The organism is Natronomonas gomsonensis (genome assembly GCF_024300825.1).
Taxonomy (GTDB): domain Archaea; phylum Halobacteriota; class Halobacteria; order Halobacteriales; family Haloarculaceae; genus Natronomonas; species Natronomonas gomsonensis.
Genome location: NZ_CP101323.1, coordinates 155,186 through 180,982 on the forward strand (window position 1 = coordinate 155,186; position 25,797 = coordinate 180,982).

Annotated in this window: 34 protein-coding genes and 1 tRNA gene; 26 read left to right on the forward strand and 9 right to left on the reverse strand. The window is 63.0% G+C overall.

Annotation, left to right across the window (positions count from 1 at the left end; translation table 11 throughout):
• The first annotated feature begins 2 nt into the window (after positions 1-2).
• From NMP98_RS00805 to NMP98_RS00860, 12 genes are all read left to right on the forward strand, one after another.
• On the forward strand, positions 3-536 hold the full coding sequence (locus NMP98_RS00805; protein ID WP_178917617.1) for a 50S ribosomal protein L6: 534 nt from the start codon (positions 3-5) through the stop codon (positions 534-536).
• On the forward strand, positions 536-1,249 hold the full coding sequence (locus NMP98_RS00810; RefSeq protein WP_254859533.1) for a 50S ribosomal protein L32e: 714 nt from the start codon (positions 536-538) through the stop codon (positions 1,247-1,249). Before NMP98_RS00805 ends, NMP98_RS00810 begins: the two co-directional genes overlap by 1 nt.
• Complete coding sequence (locus NMP98_RS00815) at positions 1,246-1,695, forward strand: 50S ribosomal protein L19e (protein WP_254859536.1); 450 nt, start codon at positions 1,246-1,248, stop codon at positions 1,693-1,695. The genes NMP98_RS00810 and NMP98_RS00815 overlap by 4 nt, the downstream gene beginning before the upstream one ends.
• Positions 1,695-2,246: a 50S ribosomal protein L18 gene (locus NMP98_RS00820; protein ID WP_254859538.1), complete on the forward strand. Its 552-nt coding sequence runs from the start codon at positions 1,695-1,697 to the stop codon at positions 2,244-2,246. Before NMP98_RS00815 ends, NMP98_RS00820 begins: the two co-directional genes overlap by 1 nt.
• Entirely contained in the window at positions 2,243-2,875 is a 633-nt protein-coding gene (locus tag NMP98_RS00825; protein WP_156708064.1) for a 30S ribosomal protein S5, read from the forward strand. Before NMP98_RS00820 ends, NMP98_RS00825 begins: the two co-directional genes overlap by 4 nt.
• Positions 2,872-3,336, forward strand: coding sequence for a 50S ribosomal protein L30 (locus NMP98_RS00830; protein WP_254859540.1), 465 nt, complete (start codon positions 2,872-2,874; stop codon positions 3,334-3,336). The genes NMP98_RS00825 and NMP98_RS00830 overlap by 4 nt, the downstream gene beginning before the upstream one ends.
• Complete coding sequence (locus tag NMP98_RS00835) at positions 3,336-3,833, forward strand: uL15m family ribosomal protein (protein WP_254859542.1); 498 nt, start codon at positions 3,336-3,338, stop codon at positions 3,831-3,833. The genes NMP98_RS00830 and NMP98_RS00835 overlap by 1 nt, the downstream gene beginning before the upstream one ends.
• Positions 3,833-5,311 carry a preprotein translocase subunit SecY gene (gene secY / locus NMP98_RS00840; RefSeq protein ID WP_156708061.1) on the forward strand — a complete coding sequence of 493 codons (1,479 nt, stop codon included), beginning with the start codon at positions 3,833-3,835 and terminating at the stop codon, positions 5,309-5,311. The genes NMP98_RS00835 and secY overlap by 1 nt, the downstream gene beginning before the upstream one ends.
• Positions 5,312-5,479: 168 nt before the next feature.
• Positions 5,480-5,878: a DUF7987 family protein gene (locus tag NMP98_RS00845; protein ID WP_254859545.1), complete on the forward strand. Its 399-nt coding sequence runs from the start codon at positions 5,480-5,482 to the stop codon at positions 5,876-5,878.
• Positions 5,879-5,913: 35 nt separating this feature from the next.
• Positions 5,914-7,251 carry a Trk system potassium transporter TrkA gene (gene trkA, locus NMP98_RS00850; protein ID WP_254859547.1) on the forward strand — a complete coding sequence of 446 codons (1,338 nt, stop codon included), beginning with the start codon at positions 5,914-5,916 and terminating at the stop codon, positions 7,249-7,251.
• A 1-nt stretch (position 7,252) separates the two neighbouring features.
• A complete protein-coding gene (locus NMP98_RS00855) occupies positions 7,253-8,755 on the forward strand; it encodes a TrkH family potassium uptake protein (RefSeq protein ID WP_254859549.1) in 1,503 nt (500 codons plus the stop codon).
• A gap of 65 nt (positions 8,756-8,820) precedes the next feature.
• Positions 8,821-10,353, forward strand: a complete 1,533-nt coding sequence (locus tag NMP98_RS00860; RefSeq protein WP_254859550.1) for a TrkH family potassium uptake protein — start codon at positions 8,821-8,823, stop codon at positions 10,351-10,353.
• A gap of 5 nt (positions 10,354-10,358) precedes the next feature.
• On the opposite strand, the gene NMP98_RS00865 is transcribed toward NMP98_RS00860, so the two are convergent.
• From NMP98_RS00865 to NMP98_RS00875, 3 genes are read right to left on the reverse strand one after another with little or no spacing between them, the layout of a single operon-like run.
• Positions 10,359-11,996 carry a TrkH family potassium uptake protein gene (locus tag NMP98_RS00865; protein WP_254859551.1) on the reverse strand — a complete coding sequence of 546 codons (1,638 nt, stop codon included), beginning with the start codon at positions 11,994-11,996 and terminating at the stop codon, positions 10,359-10,361.
• Positions 11,996-12,664, reverse strand: a complete 669-nt coding sequence (locus NMP98_RS00870) for a potassium channel family protein (protein ID WP_254859552.1) — start codon at positions 12,662-12,664, stop codon at positions 11,996-11,998. The genes NMP98_RS00865 and NMP98_RS00870 overlap by 1 nt, the downstream gene beginning before the upstream one ends.
• A 39-nt stretch (positions 12,665-12,703) precedes the next feature.
• The gene (locus tag NMP98_RS00875) at positions 12,704-13,063 is read right to left on the reverse strand and encodes a DUF7975 family protein (RefSeq protein ID WP_254859553.1); all 360 of its coding nucleotides are present in this window, start codon (positions 13,061-13,063) and stop codon (positions 12,704-12,706) included.
• An 83-nt stretch (positions 13,064-13,146) separates the two neighbouring features.
• Here NMP98_RS00875 and NMP98_RS00880 point away from each other — a divergent pair, with 83 nt between their 5' ends.
• Positions 13,147-13,485 (forward strand): hypothetical protein, encoded by a 339-nt coding sequence (locus NMP98_RS00880; protein ID WP_254859554.1) that lies wholly within the window; start codon positions 13,147-13,149, stop codon positions 13,483-13,485.
• A 13-nt stretch (positions 13,486-13,498) separates the two neighbouring features.
• Here NMP98_RS00880 and NMP98_RS00885 read toward each other — a convergent pair whose 3' ends face one another.
• Positions 13,499-14,257 (reverse strand): spore germination YkwD domain-containing protein, encoded by a 759-nt coding sequence (locus NMP98_RS00885; protein WP_254859555.1) that lies wholly within the window; start codon positions 14,255-14,257, stop codon positions 13,499-13,501.
• Between the two features lie 178 nt (positions 14,258-14,435).
• Here NMP98_RS00885 and NMP98_RS00890 point away from each other — a divergent pair, with 178 nt between their 5' ends.
• The 3 genes from NMP98_RS00890 (at position 14,436) to NMP98_RS00900 (ending at position 16,742) form a co-directional block, all read left to right on the forward strand.
• Positions 14,436-15,062: a hypothetical protein gene (locus NMP98_RS00890; protein ID WP_254859558.1), complete on the forward strand. Its 627-nt coding sequence runs from the start codon at positions 14,436-14,438 to the stop codon at positions 15,060-15,062.
• 60 nt (positions 15,063-15,122) lie between these two features.
• Positions 15,123-15,755 (forward strand): adenylate kinase, encoded by a 633-nt coding sequence (locus NMP98_RS00895; RefSeq protein WP_254859559.1) that lies wholly within the window; start codon positions 15,123-15,125, stop codon positions 15,753-15,755.
• 96 nt (positions 15,756-15,851) lie between these two features.
• Complete coding sequence (locus NMP98_RS00900) at positions 15,852-16,742, forward strand: DUF106 domain-containing protein (protein ID WP_254859560.1); 891 nt, start codon at positions 15,852-15,854, stop codon at positions 16,740-16,742.
• Between the two features lie 79 nt (positions 16,743-16,821).
• Here NMP98_RS00900 and NMP98_RS00905 read toward each other — a convergent pair whose 3' ends face one another.
• Complete coding sequence (locus tag NMP98_RS00905; RefSeq protein ID WP_254859561.1) at positions 16,822-17,649, reverse strand: DUF4399 domain-containing protein; 828 nt, start codon at positions 17,647-17,649, stop codon at positions 16,822-16,824.
• Positions 17,650-17,863: 214 nt separating this feature from the next.
• On the opposite strand from NMP98_RS00905, the gene cmk reads away from it, so the two are divergent.
• The 10 genes from cmk (at position 17,864) to NMP98_RS00955 (ending at position 22,629) form a co-directional block, all read left to right on the forward strand.
• The gene (cmk, locus tag NMP98_RS00910; protein WP_254859562.1) at positions 17,864-18,442 is read left to right on the forward strand and encodes a (d)CMP kinase; all 579 of its coding nucleotides are present in this window, start codon (positions 17,864-17,866) and stop codon (positions 18,440-18,442) included.
• 2 nt (positions 18,443-18,444) lie between these two features.
• Positions 18,445-19,323: an RNA-guided pseudouridylation complex pseudouridine synthase subunit Cbf5 gene (locus tag NMP98_RS00915; protein WP_254859563.1), complete on the forward strand. Its 879-nt coding sequence runs from the start codon at positions 18,445-18,447 to the stop codon at positions 19,321-19,323.
• A gap of 53 nt (positions 19,324-19,376) precedes the next feature.
• Positions 19,377-19,447 (forward strand) — tRNA-Pro (locus tag NMP98_RS00920).
• A gap of 403 nt (positions 19,448-19,850) precedes the next feature.
• Positions 19,851-20,294, forward strand: a complete 444-nt coding sequence (locus NMP98_RS00925; protein WP_254859565.1) for a hypothetical protein — start codon at positions 19,851-19,853, stop codon at positions 20,292-20,294.
• Positions 20,295-20,478: 184 nt separating this feature from the next.
• Complete coding sequence (locus NMP98_RS00930; RefSeq protein ID WP_254859567.1) at positions 20,479-21,105, forward strand: hypothetical protein; 627 nt, start codon at positions 20,479-20,481, stop codon at positions 21,103-21,105.
• Positions 21,102-21,461 carry a hypothetical protein gene (locus NMP98_RS00935; protein ID WP_254859569.1) on the forward strand — a complete coding sequence of 120 codons (360 nt, stop codon included), beginning with the start codon at positions 21,102-21,104 and terminating at the stop codon, positions 21,459-21,461. The genes NMP98_RS00930 and NMP98_RS00935 overlap by 4 nt, the downstream gene beginning before the upstream one ends.
• Entirely contained in the window at positions 21,458-21,685 is a 228-nt protein-coding gene (locus tag NMP98_RS00940; RefSeq protein WP_254859570.1) for a hypothetical protein, read from the forward strand. Before NMP98_RS00935 ends, NMP98_RS00940 begins: the two co-directional genes overlap by 4 nt.
• Positions 21,678-21,908: a hypothetical protein gene (locus tag NMP98_RS00945; RefSeq protein WP_254859573.1), complete on the forward strand. Its 231-nt coding sequence runs from the start codon at positions 21,678-21,680 to the stop codon at positions 21,906-21,908. Before NMP98_RS00940 ends, NMP98_RS00945 begins: the two co-directional genes overlap by 8 nt.
• Complete coding sequence (locus NMP98_RS00950; protein ID WP_254859574.1) at positions 21,905-22,219, forward strand: hypothetical protein; 315 nt, start codon at positions 21,905-21,907, stop codon at positions 22,217-22,219. Before NMP98_RS00945 ends, NMP98_RS00950 begins: the two co-directional genes overlap by 4 nt.
• Entirely contained in the window at positions 22,216-22,629 is a 414-nt protein-coding gene (locus NMP98_RS00955; protein WP_254859576.1) for a S26 family signal peptidase, read from the forward strand. Before NMP98_RS00950 ends, NMP98_RS00955 begins: the two co-directional genes overlap by 4 nt.
• A 176-nt stretch (positions 22,630-22,805) precedes the next feature.
• On the opposite strand, the gene NMP98_RS00960 is transcribed toward NMP98_RS00955, so the two are convergent.
• From NMP98_RS00960 to NMP98_RS00975, 4 genes are all read right to left on the reverse strand, one after another.
• A complete protein-coding gene (locus NMP98_RS00960) occupies positions 22,806-23,936 on the reverse strand; it encodes an AAA family ATPase (protein WP_254859578.1) in 1,131 nt (376 codons plus the stop codon).
• 86 nt (positions 23,937-24,022) lie between these two features.
• Entirely contained in the window at positions 24,023-24,856 is an 834-nt protein-coding gene (locus tag NMP98_RS00965) for a DUF8125 domain-containing protein (RefSeq protein WP_254859580.1), read from the reverse strand.
• On the reverse strand, positions 24,857-25,534 hold the full coding sequence (locus tag NMP98_RS00970; protein WP_254859582.1) for a DUF8063 family protein: 678 nt from the start codon (positions 25,532-25,534) through the stop codon (positions 24,857-24,859). It abuts the gene before it with no gap.
• Between the two features lie 22 nt (positions 25,535-25,556).
• Positions 25,557-25,760 carry a hypothetical protein gene (locus NMP98_RS00975; protein ID WP_254859584.1) on the reverse strand — a complete coding sequence of 68 codons (204 nt, stop codon included), beginning with the start codon at positions 25,758-25,760 and terminating at the stop codon, positions 25,557-25,559.
• Positions 25,761-25,797: the final 37 nt, after the last annotated feature.

Below are 25,797 nucleotides of genomic sequence, written 5' to 3' on the forward strand. Positions count from 1 at the left end.
CCATGCGAAAGGAAATCGACATTCCGGATGAGGTCACGGCGACGATGGACCACTTCGACATCACCGTCGAAGGGGACAACGGAAGCGTCACGCGACGCCTCTGGTACCCCGACGTGACGGTGTCCGTCGAGGACGGTTCGGTCGTCGTCGAGACCGACGACGAGAACGCGAAAGCCCGTGCCACGGTCGGCACCTTCCAGAGCCACGTCACCAACATGATTCACGGCGTGACCGAGGGCTGGGAGTACAACATGGAAGTGTTCTACTCTCACTTCCCCATGCAGGTCTCCGTCCAGGACGGAGAGGTCGTCATCGAGAACTTCCTCGGCGAGAAGGCGCCGCGGCGGACGCCCGTCCGCGGCGACACCGAGGTCTCGGTCGACGGCGAGGAACTGACCATCACGGGCCCGAGTATCGAAGACGTCGGCCAGACGGCGGCCGACATCGAACAGCTGACCCGGGTTCCCGACAAGGACACCCGCGTCTTCCAGGACGGCGTCTACATCACACAGACGCCCGAACGAGGTGAGGTCTGATGGCTGACGACGAAGAATACGAAGAACTGACCGACATCAGCGGCGTCGGTCCCTCGAAGGCCGAGGCACTGCAAGAGGTCGGCATCGAGACCGTCGACGACGTCCGTGAGCAGTCCCAGGAGGACCTCGCGGAGGTCGACGGCATCGGGAACGCCCTCGCGGCACGTATCAAAGCCGACGTCGGCGGCCTCGAAGTCTCCGAGGACACCGAGGCTGAAGTCGAAGAGGACGAACCGGAGGAAGCCGAGGAGACGCCCGACGAGGACGTCGAGACGGAACTGCAGCCCCGCGGGCTGGCCGAGAAGACCCCCGAGTTGAGCGACAACGAGGAGCGGCTTCTCAAACAGCGCCAGCGCGTCGGCAAACCGCAGTTCAATCGGCAGGACTACCACAAGAAAAAGCGAACCCCGACCTCCTGGCGCAAGCCCCGCGGTGGGCTCTCGAAGCAGCGCCGCGGCATCAAGGGCAAGGGCCCGAAAGTCGAGGCCGGCTACCGAACGCCGAAGGCGGTGCGCGGCAAGCACCCCAGCGGCTTCGAGGAGGTTCGCGTCGAGAACGTCGACGACCTCGACGGTATCGACGGGGACACGGAGGCCGCCCGAATCGGCTCGACCGTCGGCGCTCGCAAGCGCGAGCGCATCGAAGAGGTCGCCGAGGAGGAAGGCATCCGCGTGCTCAACCCGACCTACGTCGAAGTGGAGGTAGAGGAATGACTGACCTGAAAGCACAGAAGCGACTGGCAGCGGACGTGCTCGGCGTCGGGAAGAACCGCGTCAAGTTCGACCCCGACGCACAGGGCGAAATCGCCGACGCCATCACGCGCGACGACATCCGAGAGCTCGTCGACAGCGGCGTCATCTCCGCGACCGAGGCCAAGGGCAACTCCCGCGGCAAGGCTCGCGAACGGGCGAAGAAGCGCTCCTACGGCCACCAGAAGGGACACGGCTCCCGGAAGGGGAAGGCCGGAGCACGACAGAACGAGAAGGAGGATTGGACGAGCCGCATCCGCGCACAGCGTCGCGAACTCCGCGAACTGCGCGATGACGGCGAAATCGACCGCTCGCAGTACCGCGAGCTGTACGACCAAGCCAGCGGTGGCGAGTTCGACAGCGTCGCGGACCTGCGACGGTACATCGACGACAACTACGGTGAAATCTGATGGCAACGGGACCACGATACAAGGTGCCGATGCGGCGTCGCCGCGAGGCCCGAACGAACTACCACCAGAGGTTGCGCCTGCTGAAATCCGGCAAGCCACGCCTCGTTGCTCGCAAGAGCAACAACCAAACCAGGGCGCAGCTGATCGTGACCGGCACGAACGGTGACGAAACGCTTGCGAGCGCTTCCTCGGCCGACCTCGAAGAGTTCGGCTGGGAAGCGCCGACGGGCAACCTGCCCGCGGCGTATCTGACCGGCCTGCTGGCCGGCAAGCGCGCCGTCGAGGCCGGCCTCGAAGAGGCAGTTCTCGACATTGGGCTCAACACGGCGACCCCCGGCAACAAGGCGTTCGCAGTACAGGAAGGTGCAATCGACGCAGGTCTGGAGATTCCGCACAACGACGAGGTGTTCGCTGACTGGCAGCGCACCCGCGGAACCCACATCGCCGAGTACGCTGAACAAGAGGACGGCCTCTACAGCGGCGACTTCGATGCGACGGAGCTTCCGGACCACTTCGACGAGGTGCGAGAGCGCCTGGAGGATGAACTATGAGTAACGGATGGGAGCCGCGGACGCGGCTCGGACGCAAGGTAGCAGAGGACGAGATTACCTCGATGCGTGACGCCCTGCAGTCGGGGCTTCCGCTGAAGGAACCGGAAATCGTCGACCAGCTCCTCCCCGGACTGGACGACGAGGTCCTGGACATCAACATGGTCCAGCGGATGACCGACTCCGGTCGACGCGTGAAGTTCCGCTGTGTCGTCGTCGTGGGCAACCGCGACGGCTTCGTCGGCTACGCGCAGGGTCGAGACGACCAGGTCGGTGGTGCGATTCAGAAGGCCATCAACGTGGCCAAACTGAACATCATCGACGTTTCGCGTGGCTGTGGGTCCTGGGAGTGTGGCTGCGGCCGCCCCCACACCGTCGCGCTGCGGACGACCGGCAAGGCCGGCTCCGTCGAGGTCGAACTACAGCCCGCCCCGCGTGGGCTGGGACTGGCGGGCGGAGAGACCGTCCGGCACGTCCTCGAACTCGCGGGCATCGAGGACATCTGGACGCGCTCCAGCGGGAACACCCGAACGACGGTCAACTTCGCGAAGGCGACGTTCAACGCCCTTCGTGCGACCGCGGAGGCCCGCGTTCCCGAGCGAACCCTCGAAAAGCGTGAGGTGGTCGAATGAGGGCCATCGTCCAGCTGCGCGGTGAGGTCAACCAAAGCGAGAGCGTCCGGGACACCCTCGGCATGCTTAACCTCCACCGCGTCAACCACGCCACGTTCGTCCCCGAGACGGACGCCTACCGCGGCATGGTGACGAAGGTCAACGACTGGGTCGCCCACGGCGAACCCACCGAGGACATCGTCGCACTGCTCGTCAGTAACCGTGCCGAGCCCGCCGAGGGCGCGGCCGACATCGACGACGAGTGGGTCGCCGAGAACACCGACTACGACGACGTCGACGCCCTCGCGTCGGCGCTGGTCGACGAGGAGACGACGCTCCAAGAACAGGGGCTCTCGCCGACGCTTCGTCTGCATCCGCCGCGTGGCGGCCACGACGGCGTCAAGCACCCGACGACCGAGGGCGGCCAACTCGGCCCCCACTCGACGGAAGACATCGACGCACTGCTGGAGGCGATGCGATAATGACATCCAAGAAACGACGACAGCGCGGCTCTCGCACCCACGGCGGCGGTACCCACAAGAACCGCCGCGGCGCCGGCCACCGAGGCGGGCGCGGTCGTGCGGGCCGTGACAAACACGAGTTCCACAACTACGAACCGCTCGGCAAATCCGGCTTCAAGCGACCCCAGAAGACCGACCGGACGGTCGAGACCGTCAACCTCCGTGAACTCGACGAGGACATCGCGATTCTCGTCGAGGACGGCGTCGCCGAGGAGTCCGGCGACGGCTACGCTATCGACGCCCGGGACCTCGTCGAGGACGGCCACGAGGCCGACTCGGTGAAGGTGCTGGGCGCCGGTCGCGTCCACAACACTTTGGAGGTCACCGCCGACGACTTCTCCGACAGCGCCGAGGAAGCGCTCTCGGAGGCCGGCGGCGAAGCGGTCCTCTCGGAGCGCGGTGAAGCCGCCGAGGAGGCCGACAAAGATACAACCGACGAGGACAACGAGGAAGCGTAATGAGCTGGAAGGAGGTCGCCGAACCGGTACTCACGCGCCTGCCCGCAGTGAAGCGACCGACGGGACACGTCCCGTTCCGTCGGAAGCTCGGCTGGACCGCGGGCGTGCTCGTGTTGTACTTCTTCCTGACGAACGTGGCCATCTACGGCCTCGGGCAGAGCTCGGACATCTTCGGGCAGTTCCGAACCATCCTCGCGGGCGCACAGGGGTCGCTACTGCAGGTCGGTATCGGTCCCATCGTCACCGCGTCCATCGTGCTGCAGTTGCTCGGTGGCGCCGACCTCCTCGGACTGGACACCGAGGAGAACCCCCGCGACCAGGCCATCTATCAGGGGCTCCAGAAGCTGCTCGTCGTCGTGATGACGGCGCTGACGGCGTTGCCGATGGTGTTCGCCGGCTTCCTGCAGCCGAGTCCGCAAGTCGCAGCCGGATTGCCGTTCGGGACGACGGGACTGGCGTGGCTGATGTTCGCCCAAATCTTCGTCGGCGGCCTCCTCATCCTCTATATGGACGAGATTATCTCGAAATGGGGGGTCGGCTCCGGTATCGGCCTGTTCATCATCGCCGGGGTGAGCCAGCGACTCATCGGTGGCTTCATCGCCTGGAGCGGCCTGGGTGCCGGCTACGTCGGGTTCTTCCCGCGGTGGGTCGGCATCCTCACCGGCGACATCGAGGTCGGTTCACCGCTGACCCAGTCGGGGCTGTTCGACTTGTTCCTCGGTCCCGGTGAGTTGCTCGGACTCATCACGACGCTGTTCATCTTCGGCGTGGTCGTCTACGCCGAATCCGTCCGCGTCGAGATTCCACTGAGCCACTCCCGCGTGAAGGGTGCTCGTGGTCGCTTCCCCGTGAAGCTCATCTACGCGAGCGTCCTGCCGATGATTCTCGTCCGCGCTCTGCAGGCGAACGTCCAGTTCCTCGGCCGCATCCTCAACGCCCAGTGGACTGGGATGCCGGCGTGGCTCGGTGACTACACCCAGCCACAGGCCGGTGGGTTCGCCGAACCAATCGGCGGGCTGTTCTACTACGTCGCGCCGATTTACACGCCGGAAGACTGGATGTGGTGGCTTGGTGAGACCACCGCCGCGCCGTGGCAAATCATGCTCCGTGTCGGTATCGACCTCACGTTCATGATTTTCGGTGGCGCCATCTTCGCCATCTTCTGGGTCGAAACGACGGGCATGGGCCCCAACGCGACGGCCAAGCAGATTCAGAACTCCGGGATGCAGATTCCCGGGTTCCGACAGTCGCCCGGCGTCACCGAGAAGGTCCTCGAGCGATACATCCCCCAGGTCACCGTCATCGGCGGTGCCCTCGTGGGACTGCTCGCGGTCATGGCGAATATGCTCGGCACCATCGGACAGGTCTCCGGTACGGGTCTGCTGCTTACGGTGTCTATCACGTACAAACTGTACGAGGAGATAGCCGAAGAGCAGATGATGGAGATGCATCCGATGATGCGGGAGATGTTCGGCTAACGCGTCGAGACATCCCGAAACACCACTTCCTATCTTTTTGAGCGACTAGCCGCGGCTTCAGGGTGCTTCGGCGTGAGTAGTGCGCTGGTCGAGTAGCCACGGAACCACTTCCCGTGGCGGTCGACTCTTCCCACCGACTTTTTGGACGGTTCCCGTCAGATGTGTTGTATGCCCTCCGAGTCGATACTGCGAGAGCGAGTGTTCACCCAGCGGAACGTCACCATCGCCGTTGCGGTCCTCTTGGCGTTACCGGCGGCGTACCTCTTTCATGACCGCTTCGGGGCCGATGCCGGGGACTTCCTGTTGTTGTTCACCGTCGGGGTCGGCGTTCCGACCGCTTACGACGGGTTCTGGGAGCCCTACGACCGGACGTGGAAGGCGGTCGCGTGGGTCGTCGTTGCGTCGCTGCTGGCCGTCGTCGTGTTCGTTGGCAGCTATCTCATCGCTGTCGAAGGGCTATCGCTGTCGCCGTTCCTCGGGAGCGTCGCCGCGTTCGTCGTCGCCTATCCGGGGATCCTCACATTTCTTGCGGTCCGCCGACGCGCCCGGGGGGACTTCACGGGATAGTAACCGACTTACCGTCGGCCCGTGTGGACGGCGGTATGCACGTCGTCATCATCGGTGCTGGGGAAGTCGGCACCTCCATCGCAGGGAGTCTCGCCCAATCCCACGACGTCGTCGTTATCGACATCGACTCCGAACGGGCCGACCAACTCAAGTACGAACTCGACGTGATGACGCTTGCGGGTGACGGCACCGCCTCGTCGACGCTCGAACAGGCCGGTATCGAGGAGGCGGACATGCTCATCGCCAGCACCGACGACGACAGGACGAACCTCGTCGCCTGTGAGACGGCGAAGACGCTCGCGAGTCCGTTCACCATCGCCCGAGTCAAGAGCGTCGAGTACCTCCGGACCTGGGAAATCACCGAGAAGGCATTCGGCGTCGACTTCATGGTGTGTTCGGACCTCTTGAGCGCCGAGAACATCGTCCGTATCGTCGGGCTTCCGGCCGCAATCGACGTCGACCCCTTCGCCGGTGGCTGCGTCCAGATGGCGGAGTTCGAGGTGATGGAGGACAGTCCCGTCGCGGGACAGACCGTCGCCGAGGCCGACCGCTTCGAGTCGCTGACGTTCGCGGGCGTGTTCCGGGACGGAGATCTGATACTCCCGCGTGGGGATACGCTCATCGAGGCCGGCGACCGGACGGTCGTCATCGGGAGTCCCGAGAGCGTCCAGGCCTTTGCGACGGACATCGCCCCGGAGACGACGCCGGGGGCGGCCGACGAAATCGTCATCATCGGTGGGTCGGAAATCGGCTATCACACCGCCCGACTGCTCGAAAGCCGTGGGCTGAAACCACGACTCATCGAACAGGACCCCGAGCGTGCACGCCAACTCGCCGAGGAGTTGCCGAACACGCTCGTGATGGAACACGACGCCACCGACACGGAGTTCCTCGCCCGCGAACACGTCGACGAGGCCGACATCGTCGTCGCCGCCCTCGATAGCGACGAGAAGAACCTGCTCGTCTCCGTGTTGGCGAAACGAATCGGTACCGACCGTGTCGTCGCCGTCGTCGACAACGGGGAGTACGTCATGCTGTTCGAGGAAATCGGCATCGATATCGCCATCAATCCCCGGCAGGTCACTGCCGAGGAGATAACCCGCTTCACCCACGAGGGCGTCGCCGAAAACGTCGCGGTACTGGAAAACGACCAAGCGGAGGTTCTGGAGTTGGAGCTAACCGACAGCAGCGACCTCGTCGGCCGGCCGATACAGGATATCGTCGCGGACATCGACGCCGACTTGGTCATCGGTGCGGTGACGCGCAACCGCGAACTCGTCACGCCCCGGGGCGATACGGTGCTGGAGTCCGGCGACCACATCATCGTCTTCGTCGAATCGTCGTTCATCGGCGAACTCACGTCGATGGTGTGAAATGGGCGTCATCCGAGTCGATTGGCGGGCTAGTCTCGATTTGACTGGCCGGATACTGCTGTATCTCGCCGGGCCGCTGTGTTTCCCGCTTCTCGTCGCCATCTACTACGGTGAGTCGACGGTGCCGTTCCTGTCGGCCATCGCCGTAACCGTCGTCCTCGGCGGTTCGTTGCGGGGGCTGCCGGGGGAACCCGGTGAACTCGGCCCGCGGGAGGCGTTTCTCGCCGTCGCACTGATTTGGTTTCTCGTCGCGGCGGTCGGGGCCGTCCCGTTTTTCGTCGCCGGCGTCGGCATCATCGCCCATCCGGTCGACGCCATGTTCGAGTCGATGAGCGGGCTGACGACCACGGGGGCGACGGTCCTGCGTGATTTCTCGATTCACTCGCGGTCGATACTCATGTGGCGACAGGTGCTGCAGTGGCTCGGCGGCCTCGGCATTCTCGTCCTCGCGACGGCGATACTGTCGGAACTCGGCGTCGGTGGTGCCCAACTGATGGAGACCGAAACCCAGACCCGGAACGTCAGCAAACTCACGCCGCGCATCGCCGCGACGGCACAGCTCATCTGGGGGCTGTACATCGGCCTGACGCTTCTGGCCGTCGCCGTCTACTACGGCCTCCACCTGCTGAACCTCGCGCCGAATATGGGTTTCTACAACGCGGTCGCCCACGCGCTCACCTCTGTGTCGACGGCGGGGTTCTCGCCGGAACCCGACAGCATCGGCGCGTTCTCGCCGGTCGTACAGTGGGCCGTCATCCCGTTCATGCTCGTCGGCTCGACGAGTTTCGTGCTACTGTACTTCGCCATCAACGGCGACCCGATGCGCTTGCTCAAAAACGAGGAGTTTCATTTCTATCTCGGCGTCGTCGCGACCGGAAGCGTCCTCGTCGCTGCGGCGCTGGCCACCGACCCGACGGTGACCTTCGGAACTGAGGCGACGGTCCGTCATGCAGTGTTCAACGTCGCCTCCATCGTGACGACGACGGGCTATGCGAGTGCGGACTTCGAGTTGTGGTCACCGGCCGCCAAACACGTCCTCTTTCTGTGTATGTTCGTCGGTGGGATGGTCGGCTCGACGACGTGCTCCATCAAATCGCTTCGGTGGCTCGTCGCGCTGAAGGCGTTCAAGCGCAACCTCTTCACCAGCATCCACCCCGAGGCGGTTCGTCCGGTTCGGGTCTCGGGCAACCCCGTCGAGGAGGAGACGATTCGGGACATCTACGCGTACCTGCTCTTGAGCCTCGTCATCTTCACCCTCCTTACGGTGTTCATCGTCGTCGACGGCACGCGGGCACCGGTCGAAGTCACGGAGTTCGAGGCCCTCGGCGCGGCGGCATCGACGTTCCTCAACATCGGCCCGGCGTTCGGCGACGCCGGGCCATACGGCACTTACGCGACGTTTCCGCGGTCGACGCGGGCGGTGATGATTGCCTTGATGTGGATTGGCCGCATCGAAATCATCCCCGTCTTGGTGCTGTTCACGAAAGCGTTTTGGACCTCCTGAGAAACGAATCCGCCTCTTTATTACATCGGCGGTGAGACGGGACGCGTAATGGAGGTCGTCGTCCAGTGAGGTTTCGAGTTCGTTGGCGGACGAGTTTTAGCCTTGTTGGGACCGTCGTCAAGTATCTCGCAGTGGCGATGCTCATTCCGCTCGCCGTAGCTGTAATTTACGGTGACGATATCTGGGTCTTCGCCGCCTCGATTGCCATTACGGTGTCCGTCGGTCTCGCGCTCGAACGACTCGACAGGGACCCCGAGGTGGACGCCCCCGAGGCACTCGCCCTCGTTACGTTTTCTTGGCTGGCCGTCGCGGCTATCGGCGCAGTTCCGTACTTACTCGCCGGCTACGGCACCTCATCCACGCTGGCTATGCCGGTGAACGCGCTGTTCGAATCGATGTCCGGATTCACGACGACAGGGGCGACGGTCATGGGTGAGATAAGCTTCGAGCAACATTCCCACGCGTTGCTGATGTGGCGACAACTCACGCAGTGGCTGGGTGGGATGGGTATCATCGTTCTGATGATTGCCATCCTTCCGGAGTTGGCTGTCAACGGAGCGCAACTGATGCAATCGGAGGCGCCCGGTCCGGAGCTACAGAAACTAACGCCCCGAATCGCGGAAACCGCGCGCGCACTCTGGTTGGTGTATCTCGGATTCACCGTCGTCTACGTGCTGTTGCTCTACGGGTTGCATCTGGCCAATCTGGCCCCGAATATGACGTTTTACAACGCCGTCGCACACGGCTTTACGACGCTTCCGACGGGTGGGTTCTCACCGGAGGCCGACAGCATCGCGGCGTTTTCCGCGGCAGTTCAGTGGGTCGTTATCCCCTTCATGTTCGTCGCGGGTGTCAACTTCGCGCTGTTCTGGCACGTTCTCAAAGGTGAAATCGACGAACTGACCGGAAATCCCGAGTTCAGGTGGTATGCCGGAAGTATCGCCGCGGTGACGGCCGTATTGACGGCACTGTTGTTCTCCGGAACTGCACCGGTTCTGGACCTCGGTGGGGCGACGGAGGGTGTCGCCGAGAACTCGCTCCGGCAAGCGACGTTCCAGGTCGTCTCGTTGCTGAACTCGACCGGATACGCGACGAGCGACTTCGCTCAGTGGGATAGCAACGCACAGATGGTGCTCCTGTTCGCTATGTTCATCGGTGGGTCTGCTGGCTCGACTGGTGGTGGCGTCAAAGTCGTTCGGTGGCTCATCGTCGTCAAATCGATTCGGCGAGAACTGTACAAAACGGCCCGGCCGAGCATCGTTGAGCCGATTCGTCTCGGAGGCAACGTCGTCGACGAAGACGCCGTTCGAGGCGTGATGTCGTTTACACTCCTGTATCTCCTCCTGTTCGGAGTCGCGACAGTGGTCATCTCGTTGGACGCACACAGAATCGGATACGACATCACGACACTGGAGGCGCTCAGTGCGTCCATCGCGACGCTCGGAAACATCGGTCCGGGGTTCGGCTCACTCGGCCCGTTCGGCAGTTATATCAAATTTCCGCGGTCGTCGAGGCTTCTGATGGTGGTTCTGATGTGGGTCGGACGTCTCGAAATCGTCCCCGTGTTGGCGCTGTTCATCGGCATCACACGCGAGTGAGCGATTCAGGGGCGCAGGCCGTAGATGAGTGCTCGTCCGAACACCAACACCGGGATGATTTCGAGGCGGCCAATCCACATGTTGAGAACGAACATCGCTTCTGCAAGCGGGTGCATCGACGGGCCGACGATACCCGTCGACAACCCGACGTTCCCCTGTGCGCTTGCTACCTCGAAGAGCGCATCGGCGTAACTGAAATCGGGGCCCGCGAGGTTGACGAGAACGATACTCGACGCCGCCAGGAGCGATATCCAGAGGACACCGACGATGGCGGCTTCGCTGAACTCTCGGTCCATCTGCTGGCGCGTGAGCGTTCGGTCTCCCACGTTCGCCGTCGCAACCGCAGTCGAGGGGAGAAACACCCGAGAGAACTGCCATTTGATGCCCTTCGCGATGACGTACGCGCGAATAATCTTGATGCCGCCGACGGTCGACCCCGCCGCTCCGCCGACGACCATCGCTCCCGAAACGATGAGTTTTCCGCCGTCGCTCCAGTTGGCGATTGGCGAGGACTGGAACCCGGTACAGGTCAGCGCGCTGACGAACTGGAACGTTCCGTCCCGAACGGCGTCGGCCTCCGCCGTCGTTACGTGCTGGGCGAGTATCTCGGGGACTGGCACCGCGTTCCCGAGTACGCCCGTCTCACCGACGAACAAGAGGTTCTGAAACGACAGTGCGACCACACCGACGCCCAGCAGGACGAACAGCCATCGGGTCTGGATGTCTGAAACCAATCCTCCGAGGTCACGGTTTGAGAGAACGGCAAAATGAATCGGGAACGCGATGGCACCGAGGGTCATCACCGGGAGGAGAACGGCTTCGACGAGCGGTGAGTTGTACGTCCCGATGGAGTTGTCGGTGACGCTGAACCCTCCCGTCGCGAGTCCTGTCATCGCATGATTTAGGGCCTGCCAACCCACCTCGAACAGCGGCAGGGAACGCCCGTAGTCGCTCATTCGAAGCGCAACGAAGAGGACGATGATGGAAACGATGGTGTACGCGAAGAAGATCTTCCAGACGGTTCGGACCGTCGAGACGACGCTCGGGTGAATCTTCCGCTCTCGGGTTTCGCTCTGATACAGCGTGTAACTCCCGCTTCCCGGACGCGCGAGGATGGCGACCGTGAGAACGATGACCCCGACACCGCCGACCCACTGGATGACGGTGCGCCACCATTGAATCGCACGGGGAAGGGTCGGTTCGTGGACGGCCATCGTGAGGCCGCTCCCCGTCCACCCACTCATCGATTCGAAGAGGGCGTGTAGCGGATGCCGGAAGTGCCGAAGACTCGACGCCTCGAACCCGGCTGCGTTTGCGGTCGCCGCTGCGACGGCCGGTGGGGTGAAGTGTGCGGTCAACAGGAACGGCAACGCGCCGAGAACCGCCGTACAGAACCAACCGGCAGCCGCGATTACCATCCCGTGTTTCATCAGGGGGGCTGGCGCGTCGAGGAACCGCCACCGTGCGAGCCCGCCGATGCCGGCTGTCAAACCACCGGAGACGAGAAACGCCAGCGCGGCGTACCACTCTCGGAAGGCGATAGCGACACCGAGGCTGACCGTCATCACGAGGGCCTCTATCAGCAGCAGCGACCCGATGTCACGCGCAATCGTCGCGAGGTCCTGCGTTCGTGTCCGCTCCATTATGAGACGAATACGTCGAGGACAGATTCGGTAATCCCCGTCCCGGAGTACGCCGTCACCATATCTCCCCTCTCGATTCGGGTGTTTCCTCGGGGTGTAATCGGCCGTTCGTTATCGTCCCGTTCGATGGCGACGATGAGCATTTCATCCCCCAGTAATCCTTCCTCGGCCGCCTCCGAAATCGTCAGCCCGACTATTGGGGCGCCTTCTTCGACAGCGACTTCGAACACTTCGGCCTCCTCGCCGATGTGCATGTAGTCGACGACGGAGGGCCGGCGAACGGCTCGATAGAGGTACTCGGCGATGAGCCGCTGGGGGTTCTGCATCGTGTTCACGCCGATTTGTCGGAAGATGTTCATGTGTTTGGGGTTGTGGACCACGGAGACGATTTGCGGTACGTCGAACTCCTGGGAGAGGAGACACACCATGATGTTCGTCGCGTCCTGGTCGGTCGTCGAAATGACTGCATCCGCTCTGTCGAGTCCGGCGTCGGCGAGCGTCTCCTTGACTGTCGCATCGGCGTTGAGAACGAGGCAGTCGAACTGGCTGGCGGCACGCTCGGCACGCTCGTCGTCGTTCTCGATGACGACGACTTCGTTTCCACCCGATGTCGCGATTTCGATGAGTGGGATTCCGATATCACCTGCCCCGACGATGACGACGTACATTCGTCGTCGGGTTCGCTGGGTACTCACGAAAAGGTACCGTTACGGCCGCCGGATTTCGAGTTCGTACCCCTCGTCGGCGCCGTAGAGGTCTCGAAACAGCGATTCGACGAAGTCGGCGGCGTGTTTCGGGTCGGTGACCGCCGAGAGATAGACGACCTCGTCGTCGGCCTTTCGGGTGTCGGGCTGTTTGACTTTGAACACGTGGTACGCCGACAGCAGCGCTTCGAGGCGGTCGCGCTCGTCGGCGTCGAGTTCCAACCGGAGCCGCCGGTCGTCGTACTCGAGGCGGCGGTCGACAGCCTCGAACACGACGGGGTCGCCTCCTTCCCGTCGATGGGCGACGATGGCCTCGACGACCAGTCGGCGCCTGTCGACGGGCGTCGTCGCTTGGGGTGACATACAGGACCGTTGGCGTGCCGAGGTATGAAGGCGACGCTCGGCGCGTTCGTCACCGTTTTCTACCCGTGCTTCGTGGGTGGGGTGTGTCGCTGTACGAACGCCCTGCGGACCTCGACGACCGCACTCGCTCGCGTCTCGACGACGTACTGATGTCCGGGGAGGCGTTCGTCGTCGGAGCGCGGGCGACAGACGGATTGCTCTCGCGGTGGTGTACTCGCGTCGTCGTGACGACCGACCGGGTCCTGGAGATACGGCACGTCGGCCTCGATTGGTCGCTCGAAGGGTACAGACGAGAACGGATTCACGACGCCCGAGCGACCGGTGACGGCACTCGACTCCGGTTCGATGCCGGTCTCGACGAAATCGAGTATGATTTCGATGACGCGGCCACGGTCGACCGCTTTCTCACGGAACTGGCCTGAGGACGCTGCTCCGTCAGCAGACGAGGACGGTCGCGTACGCCCGACCGTCGGCGGTGGCCACGCCGACGCCGAGGTAATCCGCACCATCGGCGTACAGGGACCGTCGGGCGTGGTCGTCGCTCATCAGGCCGTCGGCGATTCGCCGCCCCACCTCCGGCTCGGAGTCCTCTCCGATGTCGACGCTGTACAACCCTTCGAGCTGCCGCCCCGAGAGGAGCGTTCCGCTGTTTTCGACCCTACAGGAGTCGAGACCGACCGCTTCGAGTCGCGCGCGGGTGCCGATTCCGCCCGCCTCGTGGCTCACCGTCCGCTCGGCGGCCATCCGCTCGCTGTGGACCGACGCCGCCTGCTCGAGTTTCGACGGAATCGTGCCGGTCGTCGACAGCGACGCGTCGTAGTAGCTCTGTGGCGTCGGCCCCGCGTTCGCGTAGTAGTTCCGATACAGTGCCAACTCCCGTTGTATCGCCCGGACCACTGCGGCGGTGTCGACATCGCGGGGCGGCTGTGGCGTGGCGGTCGGTGTGGCAGTGGGTGTCTCCGTCGGCGCCTCGGTCGGCGTGGCGGTCGGCGTCGCCGTCGTTGTGGGCGTCGGGTTGGTCGGCGTCCCGTCAGCGGTACCGACGTTTCCGTCTCTCGGCGTCGACTCGCCGGGGTCACCCATCGTCGGTGACTCACCGAGTCCGGGAACCGACCCCGGCGCACCGACGGCGAACAACACGATACCCCCCACGAGTGCCACTACGAGCAATGCCAGTTTGTTTCTCCGTCCCATTGTGTCGAGCCACGTCCGGAGTCGGCGGCGGCCCCCCCTCCGTCGAACCTTACGGCGTGTTGTTATGATAGTCGCTTAAATATTTGGTTCGCCTCCGGTGGTAAACCGGTGGATACGGCCGGTTCGGTGGTCGTCCCTACCACATGTTTCTTATAGTCCGCGAATGAATGACACGAAAATGACTAGAAGTCGTCGCTCCGTGTTGGCCGCGGTCGGAGCGCTGGGGTCGGGATTGCTTGCGGGGTGTCAGACGGGACGGTTCGGGAACGATGCCGACTCGCCGCGACGTACGGACTCGACGCCGACGGGATCGAGGGCGACTGCGACGCCCGAACCGACCGATTCGGCGACGCCGACGGAGGCGGCGAGTCGCTCGACCGACGCGGCCGAAACGCGCGCCCAGTCCGTCGAACGCGCCGAACGTATCTACGAGAAATTCGTCCTGCCGGCCGGCGAGCGCAAGACGTGGAGCCTCTCCTTCGACTCGCCGGTCACCGTCAGTATCGACCTCATCGTTCGCTCCGGGCCGCCCATCGACGTCATCCTCTTCGACGACGAGCGGGAGTACCGGGCGTATCTCCGAAACGACCGCGCCCGCTACGTCGATTCGGGCAGCGCCTTCTACGTGTTGAACCTCAACGACCTCACGACCGACCTCTCACGCGGCGACTACTGGATCGCACTAGACAACTTCTCGTGGCGTGAAGGCGACGACTTCCAGCGGGCCTTTCCGTCGATTCCCCAGCAGGACTCCGACGAGTCCGGAACGATGCGCGTCCAGTTCGGTCTCACTGCAGAGACCTGAGCGGAGCCGGCGCCGAGACGATTCAGACAAGCCTTTTACTGGAGGGGTAAAACTGCCGGTATGAGCCAGCCGAAGATTCTGCTGCTCGGGGCGCCGGGGGCCGGTAAGGGAACGCAGTCGAAAAACATCGCCGAGACTTACGACGTCGACCACGTCACCACCGGCGATGCGCTCCGCGCCAACAAGGACATGGAGACCGAACACGGGACGCCGCGGTCGTTCATGGAGGCGGGCGAACTCGTTCCGGACCCCGTGGTCAACGAAATCGTCCAAGCGGCGCTGGATGACGCTGACGGATTCGTCCTCGACGGCTACCCGCGAAACCTCTCGCAGGCGGAGTACCTCGACGACATCACCGACCTCGATTTGGTCGCTCTACTGGATGTCGACCGCGAGGAACTCGTCGACCGACTCACCGGTCGACGCGTCTGTTCGGAGTGTGGCGCGAACTACCACGTCGAATTCAGCCCGCCCGAAGAGGAGGGCGTCTGCGACGAGTGCGGCGGCGAACTCATCCAACGCGACGACGACAACGAAGAGACGGTCAAGGAGCGCCTCAACGTCTTCGAGGAGAACACCCAGCCAGTTATCGACTACTACGACGACGAGGGCGAACTCGTCCGCATCGACGGCGAGGGCACGCCCGACGAAGTGTGGGCTGACCTGCAGGCAGCCATCGAAGACGCGGTCTGAACGGCGGAAAACATCTTTTCGCGGTCCGTCCGCTCGCCGAGTCGAGTGCGTCGCCAAGGTAAAAGGTTGATTACCCGCCCTTGACTAGGGAGGGTAATGGCACGCACGGCATCGAAAGTACAGGAACTCGTCCGGGAGGACCCCGAGATGGAGTCCGCCATCGAGTACGTCCTCGAACGCGCCAACGAGGGGACGGTCTCGTGGGGGGATGTCTCAGACGAACTCACGAGCGGACAGTGGGGACGGCTCATCGAGAAGGGCGTCCTCGTCGATTCCGACGGCGAAGGGTTCGACCTCGAAAATCCCGACGCGGTGCGGGAGGCGTTAGAAGATGACGACCTCGAGATACCGGATGCCCCCGACGAGGGCTCTTCGTGGACGAAGTGGGACAAACTCGCCGCCGTCGGCTCGGTGTCAATGTTCGCCGGCTACACCTTCCAGTCCGTCCGAGACCCGCTTGCGAGTACGCTCGATATCCTCCTGGGGCCGCTGCTCGATATCCTCCCGTTCTTCGCGGTCGTGATGATTCTGTCGCTGTTTACGGGGCTATACTCGACGCTGTTGCAGGCGAACCTCATGGACATGGAACTGATGGGCGAGTACCAACAGCGGATGAAGGACATCCAGGACAAGCGCAAGGCGGCGAAAGAACGCGGCGACGACGAGGAACTCGAACGTATCCAAGACGAGCAGATGGAGGCGATGGCCGACAACATGGGCATGTTCAAAGAGCAGTTCCGACCGATGGTGTGGATTATGCTGCTTACCATCCCCGTGTTCCTGTGGATGTACTGGGCTATCGGCTTCCGCGGTGGGCCGGAACACTACGAACTCGCGACGATGGTGATGCCAATCGTCGGGCAGGTGGAGTGGACCCAAGGCTTCGTCGGGCCGATTCAGGCGTGGATCGTCTGGTACTTCGTCTGCTCGATGTGCTTCACGCAGGTCATCCGCAAGGCGCTGAACATCCAGACGACGCCGACGTAATCCGGTGGCAGCGCTGCGGTCTTCGACCGCCACGTTTTCTTCTCCGTTCACGGTCGAAAAGAAATGAGCGGTTCGCTCCCTACGATGTCGTGACGGTCGTCTCCGTGCGAACTAGTGTTCCTCGGTGGGTACCGCTCCCAACCTGGAAGTGTATCGTGTACTCGCCGGGTTCGTACTCCTCGCCTAACTGTTCTTCGAGGTCGAGAGTACCGCTGGTCGACCCGTCGCCGTAGTGGACGTGTCGGGCGTCGCTGGGAATCACCTCGCCGACCGCCACGGGGTCGGTATCGATGATAGCGTGGAGGTGGCCGGAGTTGGAGTTGACGCCGTTGCTCGACGGCTCGATGGTGTAGTCCTCGGCGGTGGCCTCCCAGTCGACGACGCTGCCGTCGACGGACGTAGAGACATCGAGCGTGGCAGTATCCTCGACGGTCACGTCAACACTGTCGGTCAGTCCCATCGCCGTGTGTTCTCCGTCGGCGACCTGTAGATGGAGGGTGTGTTCGCCGGGGCCGAGTTCGAGGACGCCGTCGGATTGCCCCGTTCCGTAGTGAATGTGTTGGTCGTCACTCGGAATCGTCTCACCGGGCGTGACCGGCTCGGTGTCGATCATGATGTGGTAGTGGCCGGCACCCTCGTTGACCTGTCCAGCCTCCTCGATGGTGACGCCGTCGGCCGACGCCGTCCACTGGAGGGACGGACTGTGTATCGTCGTGCCGTCCGACGGAACGTCGAAGGAGATAGCGGCATCGTCTCCGACTCCATTCATGTACTCGCCGTCGGGCGTCGGCGTTCCGGAATCATCGTTTGTAGAATCGTTCCCCTGATCCGTACACCCCGCAATGCTGGCTGCGGCAACCCCCGCGCCCAGACGGAGCATCGCTCGTCGACTGATTTCGTCGAACATACGACGTTCGGTGGCTTGACCAGATTGTAAAAAACCGTTCGGGGCCGCGGCAAATTTACTGGATGACGGCTGATTCCCACCCACGTGATGTGTTTTTGGTTACCACTGAGTGCGATCGAGGTGACGCAGCGAACGGGTCCAACTGACCTATCGGCGTGATTCGAGCCCGGCCCCGAAGAGTAACCTCTTTCAGTCACAGCGGCGGAGTACTGATATGTTGGTGACCATCTCCGGCCCCGCAGGCAGCGGGAAGAGTACGGCCGCTGCCTCCTTGGCCGAGGCACTCGGATACGAACACGTAAGCGGTGGTGACATCTTCCGGGAGTTGGCCGCCGAGCGTGGCCTCACGCCGCTGGAGTTGAACAAACTCGCCGAGGAAGACGACCAGATAGACCGCGACCTCGACCGTCGACAGCGGGAAATCGCCGAAGAGCGAGACGACGTGGTCCTCGAATCCCGACTGGCTGGCTGGATGGCCGGCGAACACGCAGACTTCCGGGTGTGGCTCGACGCGCCGCTGTCGATTCGCGCCGAACGCATCGCCGACCGCGAGGACAAATCCGTCGAACTCGCACGCAAGGAGACGAAGGAACGCGGTGACAGCGAAGCGCTCCGCTATCGGGAGTACTACAACATCGACATCGACGAACTCGGCATCTACGACCTCGCGCTCAACACCGCTCGCCTCTCGCCAGAGGGCGTCCTCAACGTCGTCCTCACGACGCTGGAGTCCTACGACGTCGAGAGCGACGAGGGGAAAGCACCCGTCGATAACGTCCGCTACGAGTTCTGAACATGGAGGAACGTGGGCCGCCCGACGACCGTGACCCGGCGACGCTGCTCGAGTTCGGCGTCATCAACCTCGACAAGCCACCGGGACCGTCGGCCCATCAGGTCGCCGCCTGGGTTCGGGATATGGCCGACGTTGGACAGGCGGCCCACGCGGGGACGCTCGACCCCAAAGTCACCGGTTGTCTCCCCATCCTGACCGGAACGGCCACGCGTGCCGCACAGGTGTTCGACGACAGTCGGAAGGGGTACGTCTCGGTGCTGGAACTGCACGCGGCGGCACCGAACGACCTCGAATCGACCCTCGATGAGTTCGAGGAGCCGCTGTACCAGAAGCCACCGCGGAAGTCCGCCGTCGCGCGGCGGCTTCGAGTCCGGACAATCCACCGTCTTGAGGCCCTCGAAGTCGACGACCGACGCGTCTTACTCGACGTGGAGTGCGAAAGCGGGACCTACATCCGAAAACTGTGTCACGACCTCGGCCTCGCATTGGGCACCGGCGCCCACATGGGGGACCTCAGACGGACGAAGACGGGCATCTTCAACGACCGGATGCTCGCAACGCTGCAGGATTTCGCCGACGGCCTCGCCTTCTGGCGCGAGAACGACGACGCCGAACTGCTACGGGAGGTCGTCCACCCGGCCGAGCGGGCGCTGGACGGAATCCCATCGCTGACCGTCGCCCCCTCCGCGGCACGCGAAATCGCAAACGGCGCGCCGGTGTTCGCACCCGGTATCATCGCCAGCGAGCTTGATGGAACCGAAACGGGTTCGCTAGTCGTCTGCTACACGCCCGATGGCGCGGCGGTGTGTCTCGGCCACCTCGTCGGCGATCCCGACGCCGACAGCGGCGAGGTGGTCGAACTGGAACGCGTCCTCGTGTAGCCCGCATCGAAACGAAGAGGTTAAAGGCCGGTGCGCCCTCCGTCGAAATGCAAGGGACCGTGGGGTAGTGGTATCCTCTGCGGATGGGGTCCGTTGGACCCGTGTTCGAATCACGGCGGTCCCACTTTCCAAACCGACACAGCATCCCTTAGCGATGCTCTCGGCATTTCTCAACCGATAACCGCCTCACCCCCGAGGGGGGTCCAGCAATGACCCGTTTCTGCCCCCATTGTGGCACCCGTCTGAAGCGGGGTACTACCACCGGCTCAGGCATCCCGAACGACTACTGTCCCAACTGCTCGGACGGGGGTGAACGATGATCTTCCAGTCTATAGACGGGGCTGTCCAGTTTACTCGAAAAGGAGCAGTAGGGAGAAGAATGCGAAATGGTGGTGGGGGATGCACCTCTCGCCTACCGTCCATCAGTTTCTACAGTAGATACTATAAAAAATATTTTTATTACTCAGACAAAATAACTGCCGCTTCGTCTATACTGTATACCGGCGGTATCGGTGGAGGTGATTCGGATGTCTGACTCCCCACAGCGCCGCATCACCAGCTACCCCACCATCGACGAGCACGAGCCCGCCGGGCACGAGGTCGTCCGCTTCGATCTCGACTGCGAGGACGGCTCACTCAAACGGAGTCGCACCGACAACCCGCTCGTCGCGCCCCTCGACGACGCCCACACCTATCTCGTCATCTACGATGACTCCGAGCACGACCACGAGGTCGTCCTCTCACGCTCCACAGATGGCTGGGAGGCCGACTGCTGGCAACTCGACGACGAGGGCGACCGCATCGGCCGCTGTCGCGGCTGGGCGTTCCACGACGGTCCCTGCGCCCATCTGTGGGCCGCACGGTCGCACGTCGCCCAACAGCGCCTCGAAGACGATGACGCCCGTCACGACCACCACGTCGAGCGAGCGATGGCCGACGGTGGTCATCACGCCGAGGAGGGCCGACGATGACCCGAGTCGCCCGATGCCGACGCCGACGCGACGCCAATATCGCGCACGCACCCGCCCGCGTGAGGCCGCCGTTCTCACCGCATAGGGGGGGCACGACTACGTATTGGTCAACCCGCCGCCGTCCCCGTAATCACCACGTAATCACGGACGTAATCATGCCAGTCGGTCTCATGGGGGGCCAGCGATGAGCAAACAAATCGAGTCGAACCCCTCCCGAGTATCGTTCGACCCCGGCGCCGTCGACATGGACAAGCTCGACGACATCGCCGAAGAGCGAGACCTCAGTCGGGCCGAACTCATCCGACAGACGCTGAAGGAGGTTGTCGACGCCCACGACGTTGGTGAAGAGCGAAACGCCGAACTCCACAAGCCTGAGCATCCCGAACTGCTGGCCGCCTTCGAGAAACTGCTCGACGCCAGTAACCACCCGAGAGGTGTCCGTCGCGTCGGTGTCGAGGAAGCCCGCGACAAACTCCACACGCAGCAGTGTGGGAAGTCCCAAGTTGTCGAGCGGCTTCTCAGTCCGCTCAACCAAGAGAGCTTCATCACCATCCGCAACGGGAAGATTACCGTCCACCGACAGACTGTCGACGAGGTCGAAGCAGCCCGTCAGCAGACCGAGCGGGAGATCGAGGAACAGGGATACGACGGCCCCATCCCCTCACAGTACGACATTCCCGAGGAGCAGAAGACGATTCGGAAGTATCAGTTGGGTCGGATGAACGTCCCGTTCGGCGCCGCCGCGTGGGCTACCTCGCAGGTCGTGTGGGACGACACTGACCGCGTCGCTACCGACGGAGGCCAGCGATGAGCGATACATCTACGGACAGCACAGCGGAGTCAGGGGGCGAGATGCTTCTCGCGGGGCCCCTCACTGTCGTCGGTCATCTGGTCAGAGTTAGGACGAGTGGTAATCGTCCATCCGCACTCAGGACAATCGATGTCGGCGGTGTCGCCGTGTTCTCGAACCGTCCAGTTGCCGTCGATGAGGCTTGCATGACCGCAATTAGGACAGTAAAGTGTCTTCTTTGGAACCGGAGAGTTTCCGAGAGAGTGGGTAGAGGGCAACGTGGCTCTAAATACGGTCTTCAGGCGGATAACCTCCGTGTTTCCCTGTTTTCAGAGGCCTCGATACCGAAGCCCTCGCAGGCAGGTGGTTCGGCATGAATGAGACATCCACACGCGAGAGAGAACAGTCAACTCTGGGAACGATGCCCTACGAACAGGAAGTCGATGAAGACCGAACCTTCGATGTTGAGTGCTCGTGTGGTGAAACAGCGCGCCTCTACTGTTACGCTGGACGCGACTGGCCGTGGAAACACGACATGGTGACTGGATTGGGCCATGTCGTCGAGTACCGCCGTGTCGACACGGAGGTCTCCGATGACTGACTCGTTCCACACGGGTGTCGGCCTCCTCGCGCTTTCCGGGGTTGCCATCGTGTTCTTCTCATTTCTGGGCCAACACGGCGTCTACACCGCTATCGCGATCATCACCTCGTGGTTCCTCGCACTTCCGTGGTTCGACAAGGGGTACGTCGTCGGAATCGGCCTCATCGGCCTCGCTGTGACGATGACCTTCCTACGGGACTACTTTCGCGGGCTGACTCTATGACGCTCGGTCGTCAGTGCGATTTCTGCTCCAGCTACTCGTCGCGAGCAGCCCGGTACTGCCAGTGGTGTGGACGCCAGATTCGGCCGCTCGAACCATTCGAGTCGCCGAACCAGCCATCCCACCGGCTGCTTCCATTCGATGAACTACAGGGGATGTTTCGAAGCCGACAGCGGGAGACTACCATCGAGGACATCAAGCGTCAGTCTGAGTTCCACATTCGGAGAAAGCGAGCAGATGCGCTCGAACGCATTCTCGAAGAGCGTCGTGGGGCGAAGAACCAACACCCCTACCAGCGAGGCATCGACCAATGACGCTCACGCTTCACGATGTCGTCTACTCGGTCGGGCTCGGTGTGTTCACCATCGCGCTCATCTGGAGTTGGGCGATGGTCGGCGCCGCCGTCGGGCTCCACGACAACCCGCCCGTTGAGGATGGCCTCGACACCAGCGCCGCGGGCGTCTACCTCTCGACCGGCATCGGCGGCTCGATGGAACCGACGTTGTCACCAGGCGACCGAGCGCTCTGTCTCAGTTGGGCTGACTACCAGGAAGGCGACATCGTCGTCATCGACGGCGAGGCCACAGGCAGCAGTCACGATGTGCGGCACCGCGTCGTCGAGATCGAGGGTGACCGCGTCGTCACGAAAGGCGACGCCAACGACTACCGTGACGAGCCCGTCGACAGTTCAGAAATCGTCTGTACCGTCGTCTGGCACGAATAGCCCAGCTTCAGCCTTCAAACTCCGCGCTTCTCTCGATTTTTCCTGTTTCTTCCGCACCTACCGGGGTCGGTCGGGGTCGGACCACAAGAAATCGGCCACATATGCGCCCGTTAGATATAGATATATGCGCAGGTTGGGGGGCCTGTTGGGGTTGTGGCGAAGGGATTCCAGCGCCGTCAGTCGATTTTCTCTAATCCTTTCGCAACGGCCTCTGGTGGGTCATCCGGCATCGCCACAACATCTCGATGCTCGCCGCGCAGCCACTCGCGCCAGCGTGAGCCAACCCAGCCGCGCCCGTGCTCGACTAATTCGGCCGCCTGCGGGTGCGTATCCCCGCGCATCTTCGCGCGGAGGACCGTCTCGATGTCCTTGCGTTTCTCAACTGCCTCGACATCTTCGTCGTCGCCGTCGTCATCGTCGTCGAGTCCTTCCCACGACCAGCCCGACTCCTCGTAGGTGTCGTACTCGAATTTCGCGTCGGTGAGGCCCTTCATTTCAAACAGTTTGTCTCGCGGGCCGTTGTTCGACATCCGCTGGTAGACGACCGCTCGACCCTTGTCACGGCGAGAGGGCTTCTCGATGACCAGCGAGAGGAGTTCGCGGAGTTCGGGGTGGAGTCCCTTGTTCGTCTGGCCGACGAAGAGGATGTCTCCCTGTTGTTTTCGGATGAGCTTGATTTTCTTCGCGAGGTCAGCCGCTTTCTGTGCGTCGCCGCCGCGGCCGGTGAGATGGTTGTCGGCTTCGTCGAGCACCATGATGACCCGGCCGCTCGTCGATTCGAGCACGTCGACCAACTCGCCGTAGGTGGTGACGTAGTGATCGGCACCGGCCCACTCCTCGATGTTCGTGGCGATTTCGGCGCCGTTGAAGACGGCGTGCGTATGGGCGATATTGATTGCCAGCGCCGTCTTCCCAGTTCCCGGTGAGCCTTTGATGAGTCCGATGTAGGCTTCGTAGCTCATCTCCTCCATCAGCCGCGAGAGGCCGACCTGCCGGCCTTCGGAGTGGTCGACCATGCCGACGGCGAACTGCATCTGGGAGACGTTGCCCTCCGAAACCGCCTCGGTGGCCGTGTCGGTCGCTGCCGAGGAGACCGCCATCTTGTAATAGCGCGTGTCCTCGAAGTCCGCCGGCATATCGGAGTCGTCGGGGTCGTAGAGTGCCGAGGCGAAGTTCAGCGCTTCTCGCGAGTCGGCGTTTTGGACCAGCCCAGCGTGCGGGAGGAGTACCTCGTCGTCGCCTTCGGTGATATGCTTGTTCAGCAGTGCGGCAGCGTAGGCGCTGTTGTCGTTCTGTTTCTTACTCATGTTCGGCCTCGACGTGGGTCCGCATCTTCTCGGCTCGATTCGTCGCGTATCGGCAGTTTCGGTGGTCGCACTCGACGAGCGGTTTCTCAGGCATCGGAGTCCCCACCTCCGTCGGTCGCCGCCTGCTGCCCGTTGGGGCCTTTCGACGGCACGTCGTCTTCGTAGCTCCAGTCGTCGAAGTCTTCAGGTTCCTCGTCCGGCGAGCCTTCCCGCGTGGCATCGAGGTCGCCGATCACGTCCTCGATGGTCTCGGAGATGACCTTGCCATCGGGAACGGTCATCTTCTCGGTTTGCTTGATCTGTCGGTTGATGACCTCTCGGTAGGCGCGTCGAATGATGCTCCCGTGGTTGACACGGAGATCGAGGAACTTGTCGGCCTCTCTGGCCTGTTCGGTCTCGATGTGTTCGAGTTGCTTCTCCTTCTCCCGAATCGACTTGTAGCTCTTGCCGGCGAGCCACGAGGCTTTGGCGACGTTGTTCTCGGCATCGTATCGCTTGCACTCGAAGGCGGTGCCGGCTTTCGTCGTCAGTTTTGAGAGGTAGTTCGTCCCCTGTCGGTCGTCATTGCCATCGACGACGACCAACTCAGCGAATCTGTCCGGCGAGAGGCGATGGACAGCGAGGTCGCCCTCCATCGGCGAGAGTTCGAGTAGCGTCACCTGCTGGCGCTCGTGGAGGTATCGGACGAACTTCTTTGCGGGCGAGTACGCTACGCCCGCGATAATCACGCCCGTGGCCACGAACACCCGCGCCCACGTCGGGATTTCCGGCATGGAGACATCGGGTTGGAAGACGATGAGCGCGACGGAGATGAGGACGCCGCCGCCGATGAGCCACCTGCTGTGGTCGGTGATCCAGCCCTTCCCGCTGCGGTAGATGTCCCACGGTCCGGTCTCCTCGGGGTCGAATGGTAGCGACATTCAGACCACCCGCTCGTGTTCGTCGTCTCGGGTGCTCACACGAATCCAGCCCAGCACAAGGACGGCGCCAAGGCCGGCTGCCCCACCGCCGATGCCGGCGAACCACACGTCCTGCCACATCGGTGTCGCCGGGAAGAACGTCGCCCGCTCGTCGGAGCCGAGGCCTACGAGGGATTCCCCGGCGGCAACGGTGACTGCCGCCTCGCTCGGGTTCGTCGTCTCGAAGGTCACCTCGGTGTATCCGGGCGGCACGCGCACCTGATCGCGCGGGATGTTGACCGCGCCCGTGATGTCTACGCTCGCGTCCGTGATGACGACGAACTGCGAGCGGTCGGATTCGATGGTCATCGTCACCTCGCCATCGTTCCAGTCGGCGCTGACGATGCGGGTGTGCTCGTTGATCTCGATGAGGTACGTCGTGTTCTCATCGGTCGACGGTTCCTCCGTTGGTGTCGCCGTCGGTTCCGGAGTTGTCGTCGGCGTTGGTGTCGGTTCGGGCGTCGGGGTGGCTGTTGGCGTCGCTGTTGGGGTCGCAGTGGCGTTCGGGGTTGCTTGTGGTGTGTCGGTCATGTTCGGTGGCGGCGTGGCTGTCGGTGATTCTTGAGCGCCGACGGCGCCGGTCGCTCCGGCGGCGATGAGCACGAGCGCTACAGCAGCGAGGATTCGTCTATCGGTCATGAAGTGGGTAGGGGTAGTGCGATTACCCTGCGAGGGTGGTTGCGATGCTGAAGGGATTCGCCCGGTCGATGACTTCCTGAGTGATGAGGTCGATGACGAACTCCCAGAACGACCAGAAGGCCCACGTTACGAGGTCATACAAGCCCCACAGCAACGTCGATGCGACTGGGATGCCTATCGCCTGACCGATGGCCAACGCCCCAACAATGACGAGTAGGGGCTTCACAATCGGCCGCAGTAAAAGCCAGACGAACAGCATCGCG

Excerpts from the sequence above, each read along its gene's own strand:
- NMP98_RS00805 (WP_178917617.1), top strand. The coding sequence starts at position 3 with ATGCGAAAGGAAATCGACATTCCGGATGAGGTCACGGCGACGATGGAC.
- NMP98_RS00810 (WP_254859533.1), top strand. The coding sequence starts at position 536 with ATGGCTGACGACGAAGAATACGAAGAACTGACCGACATCAGCGGCGTC.
- NMP98_RS00815 (WP_254859536.1), top strand. The coding sequence starts at position 1,246 with ATGACTGACCTGAAAGCACAGAAGCGACTGGCAGCGGACGTGCTCGGC.
- NMP98_RS00820 (WP_254859538.1), top strand. The coding sequence starts at position 1,695 with ATGGCAACGGGACCACGATACAAGGTGCCGATGCGGCGTCGCCGCGAG.
- NMP98_RS00825 (WP_156708064.1), top strand. The coding sequence starts at position 2,243 with ATGAGTAACGGATGGGAGCCGCGGACGCGGCTCGGACGCAAGGTAGCA.
- NMP98_RS00830 (WP_254859540.1), top strand. The coding sequence starts at position 2,872 with ATGAGGGCCATCGTCCAGCTGCGCGGTGAGGTCAACCAAAGCGAGAGC.
- NMP98_RS00835 (WP_254859542.1), top strand. The coding sequence starts at position 3,336 with ATGACATCCAAGAAACGACGACAGCGCGGCTCTCGCACCCACGGCGGC.
- secY (WP_156708061.1), top strand. The coding sequence starts at position 3,833 with ATGAGCTGGAAGGAGGTCGCCGAACCGGTACTCACGCGCCTGCCCGCA.
- NMP98_RS00845 (WP_254859545.1), top strand. The coding sequence starts at position 5,480 with ATGCCCTCCGAGTCGATACTGCGAGAGCGAGTGTTCACCCAGCGGAAC.
- trkA (WP_254859547.1), top strand. The coding sequence starts at position 5,914 with ATGCACGTCGTCATCATCGGTGCTGGGGAAGTCGGCACCTCCATCGCA.
- NMP98_RS00855 (WP_254859549.1), top strand. The coding sequence starts at position 7,253 with ATGGGCGTCATCCGAGTCGATTGGCGGGCTAGTCTCGATTTGACTGGC.
- NMP98_RS00865 (WP_254859551.1), bottom strand. The coding sequence starts at position 11,996 with ATGGAGCGGACACGAACGCAGGACCTCGCGACGATTGCGCGTGACATC.
- NMP98_RS00870 (WP_254859552.1), bottom strand. The coding sequence starts at position 12,664 with ATGTACGTCGTCATCGTCGGGGCAGGTGATATCGGAATCCCACTCATC.
- NMP98_RS00875 (WP_254859553.1), bottom strand. The coding sequence starts at position 13,063 with ATGTCACCCCAAGCGACGACGCCCGTCGACAGGCGCCGACTGGTCGTC.
- NMP98_RS00885 (WP_254859555.1), bottom strand. The coding sequence starts at position 14,257 with ATGGGACGGAGAAACAAACTGGCATTGCTCGTAGTGGCACTCGTGGGG.
- NMP98_RS00890 (WP_254859558.1), top strand. The coding sequence starts at position 14,436 with ATGACTAGAAGTCGTCGCTCCGTGTTGGCCGCGGTCGGAGCGCTGGGG.
- NMP98_RS00895 (WP_254859559.1), top strand. The coding sequence starts at position 15,123 with ATGAGCCAGCCGAAGATTCTGCTGCTCGGGGCGCCGGGGGCCGGTAAG.
- NMP98_RS00900 (WP_254859560.1), top strand. The coding sequence starts at position 15,852 with ATGGCACGCACGGCATCGAAAGTACAGGAACTCGTCCGGGAGGACCCC.
- NMP98_RS00905 (WP_254859561.1), bottom strand. The coding sequence starts at position 17,649 with ATGTTCGACGAAATCAGTCGACGAGCGATGCTCCGTCTGGGCGCGGGG.
- cmk (WP_254859562.1), top strand. The coding sequence starts at position 17,864 with ATGTTGGTGACCATCTCCGGCCCCGCAGGCAGCGGGAAGAGTACGGCC.
- NMP98_RS00915 (WP_254859563.1), top strand. The coding sequence starts at position 18,445 with ATGGAGGAACGTGGGCCGCCCGACGACCGTGACCCGGCGACGCTGCTC.
- NMP98_RS00925 (WP_254859565.1), top strand. The coding sequence starts at position 19,851 with ATGTCTGACTCCCCACAGCGCCGCATCACCAGCTACCCCACCATCGAC.
- NMP98_RS00930 (WP_254859567.1), top strand. The coding sequence starts at position 20,479 with ATGAGCAAACAAATCGAGTCGAACCCCTCCCGAGTATCGTTCGACCCC.
- NMP98_RS00935 (WP_254859569.1), top strand. The coding sequence starts at position 21,102 with ATGAGCGATACATCTACGGACAGCACAGCGGAGTCAGGGGGCGAGATG.
- NMP98_RS00940 (WP_254859570.1), top strand. The coding sequence starts at position 21,458 with ATGAATGAGACATCCACACGCGAGAGAGAACAGTCAACTCTGGGAACG.
- NMP98_RS00945 (WP_254859573.1), top strand. The coding sequence starts at position 21,678 with ATGACTGACTCGTTCCACACGGGTGTCGGCCTCCTCGCGCTTTCCGGG.
- NMP98_RS00950 (WP_254859574.1), top strand. The coding sequence starts at position 21,905 with ATGACGCTCGGTCGTCAGTGCGATTTCTGCTCCAGCTACTCGTCGCGA.
- NMP98_RS00955 (WP_254859576.1), top strand. The coding sequence starts at position 22,216 with ATGACGCTCACGCTTCACGATGTCGTCTACTCGGTCGGGCTCGGTGTG.
- NMP98_RS00960 (WP_254859578.1), bottom strand. The coding sequence starts at position 23,936 with ATGAGTAAGAAACAGAACGACAACAGCGCCTACGCTGCCGCACTGCTG.
- NMP98_RS00965 (WP_254859580.1), bottom strand. The coding sequence starts at position 24,856 with ATGTCGCTACCATTCGACCCCGAGGAGACCGGACCGTGGGACATCTAC.
- NMP98_RS00970 (WP_254859582.1), bottom strand. The coding sequence starts at position 25,534 with ATGACCGATAGACGAATCCTCGCTGCTGTAGCGCTCGTGCTCATCGCC.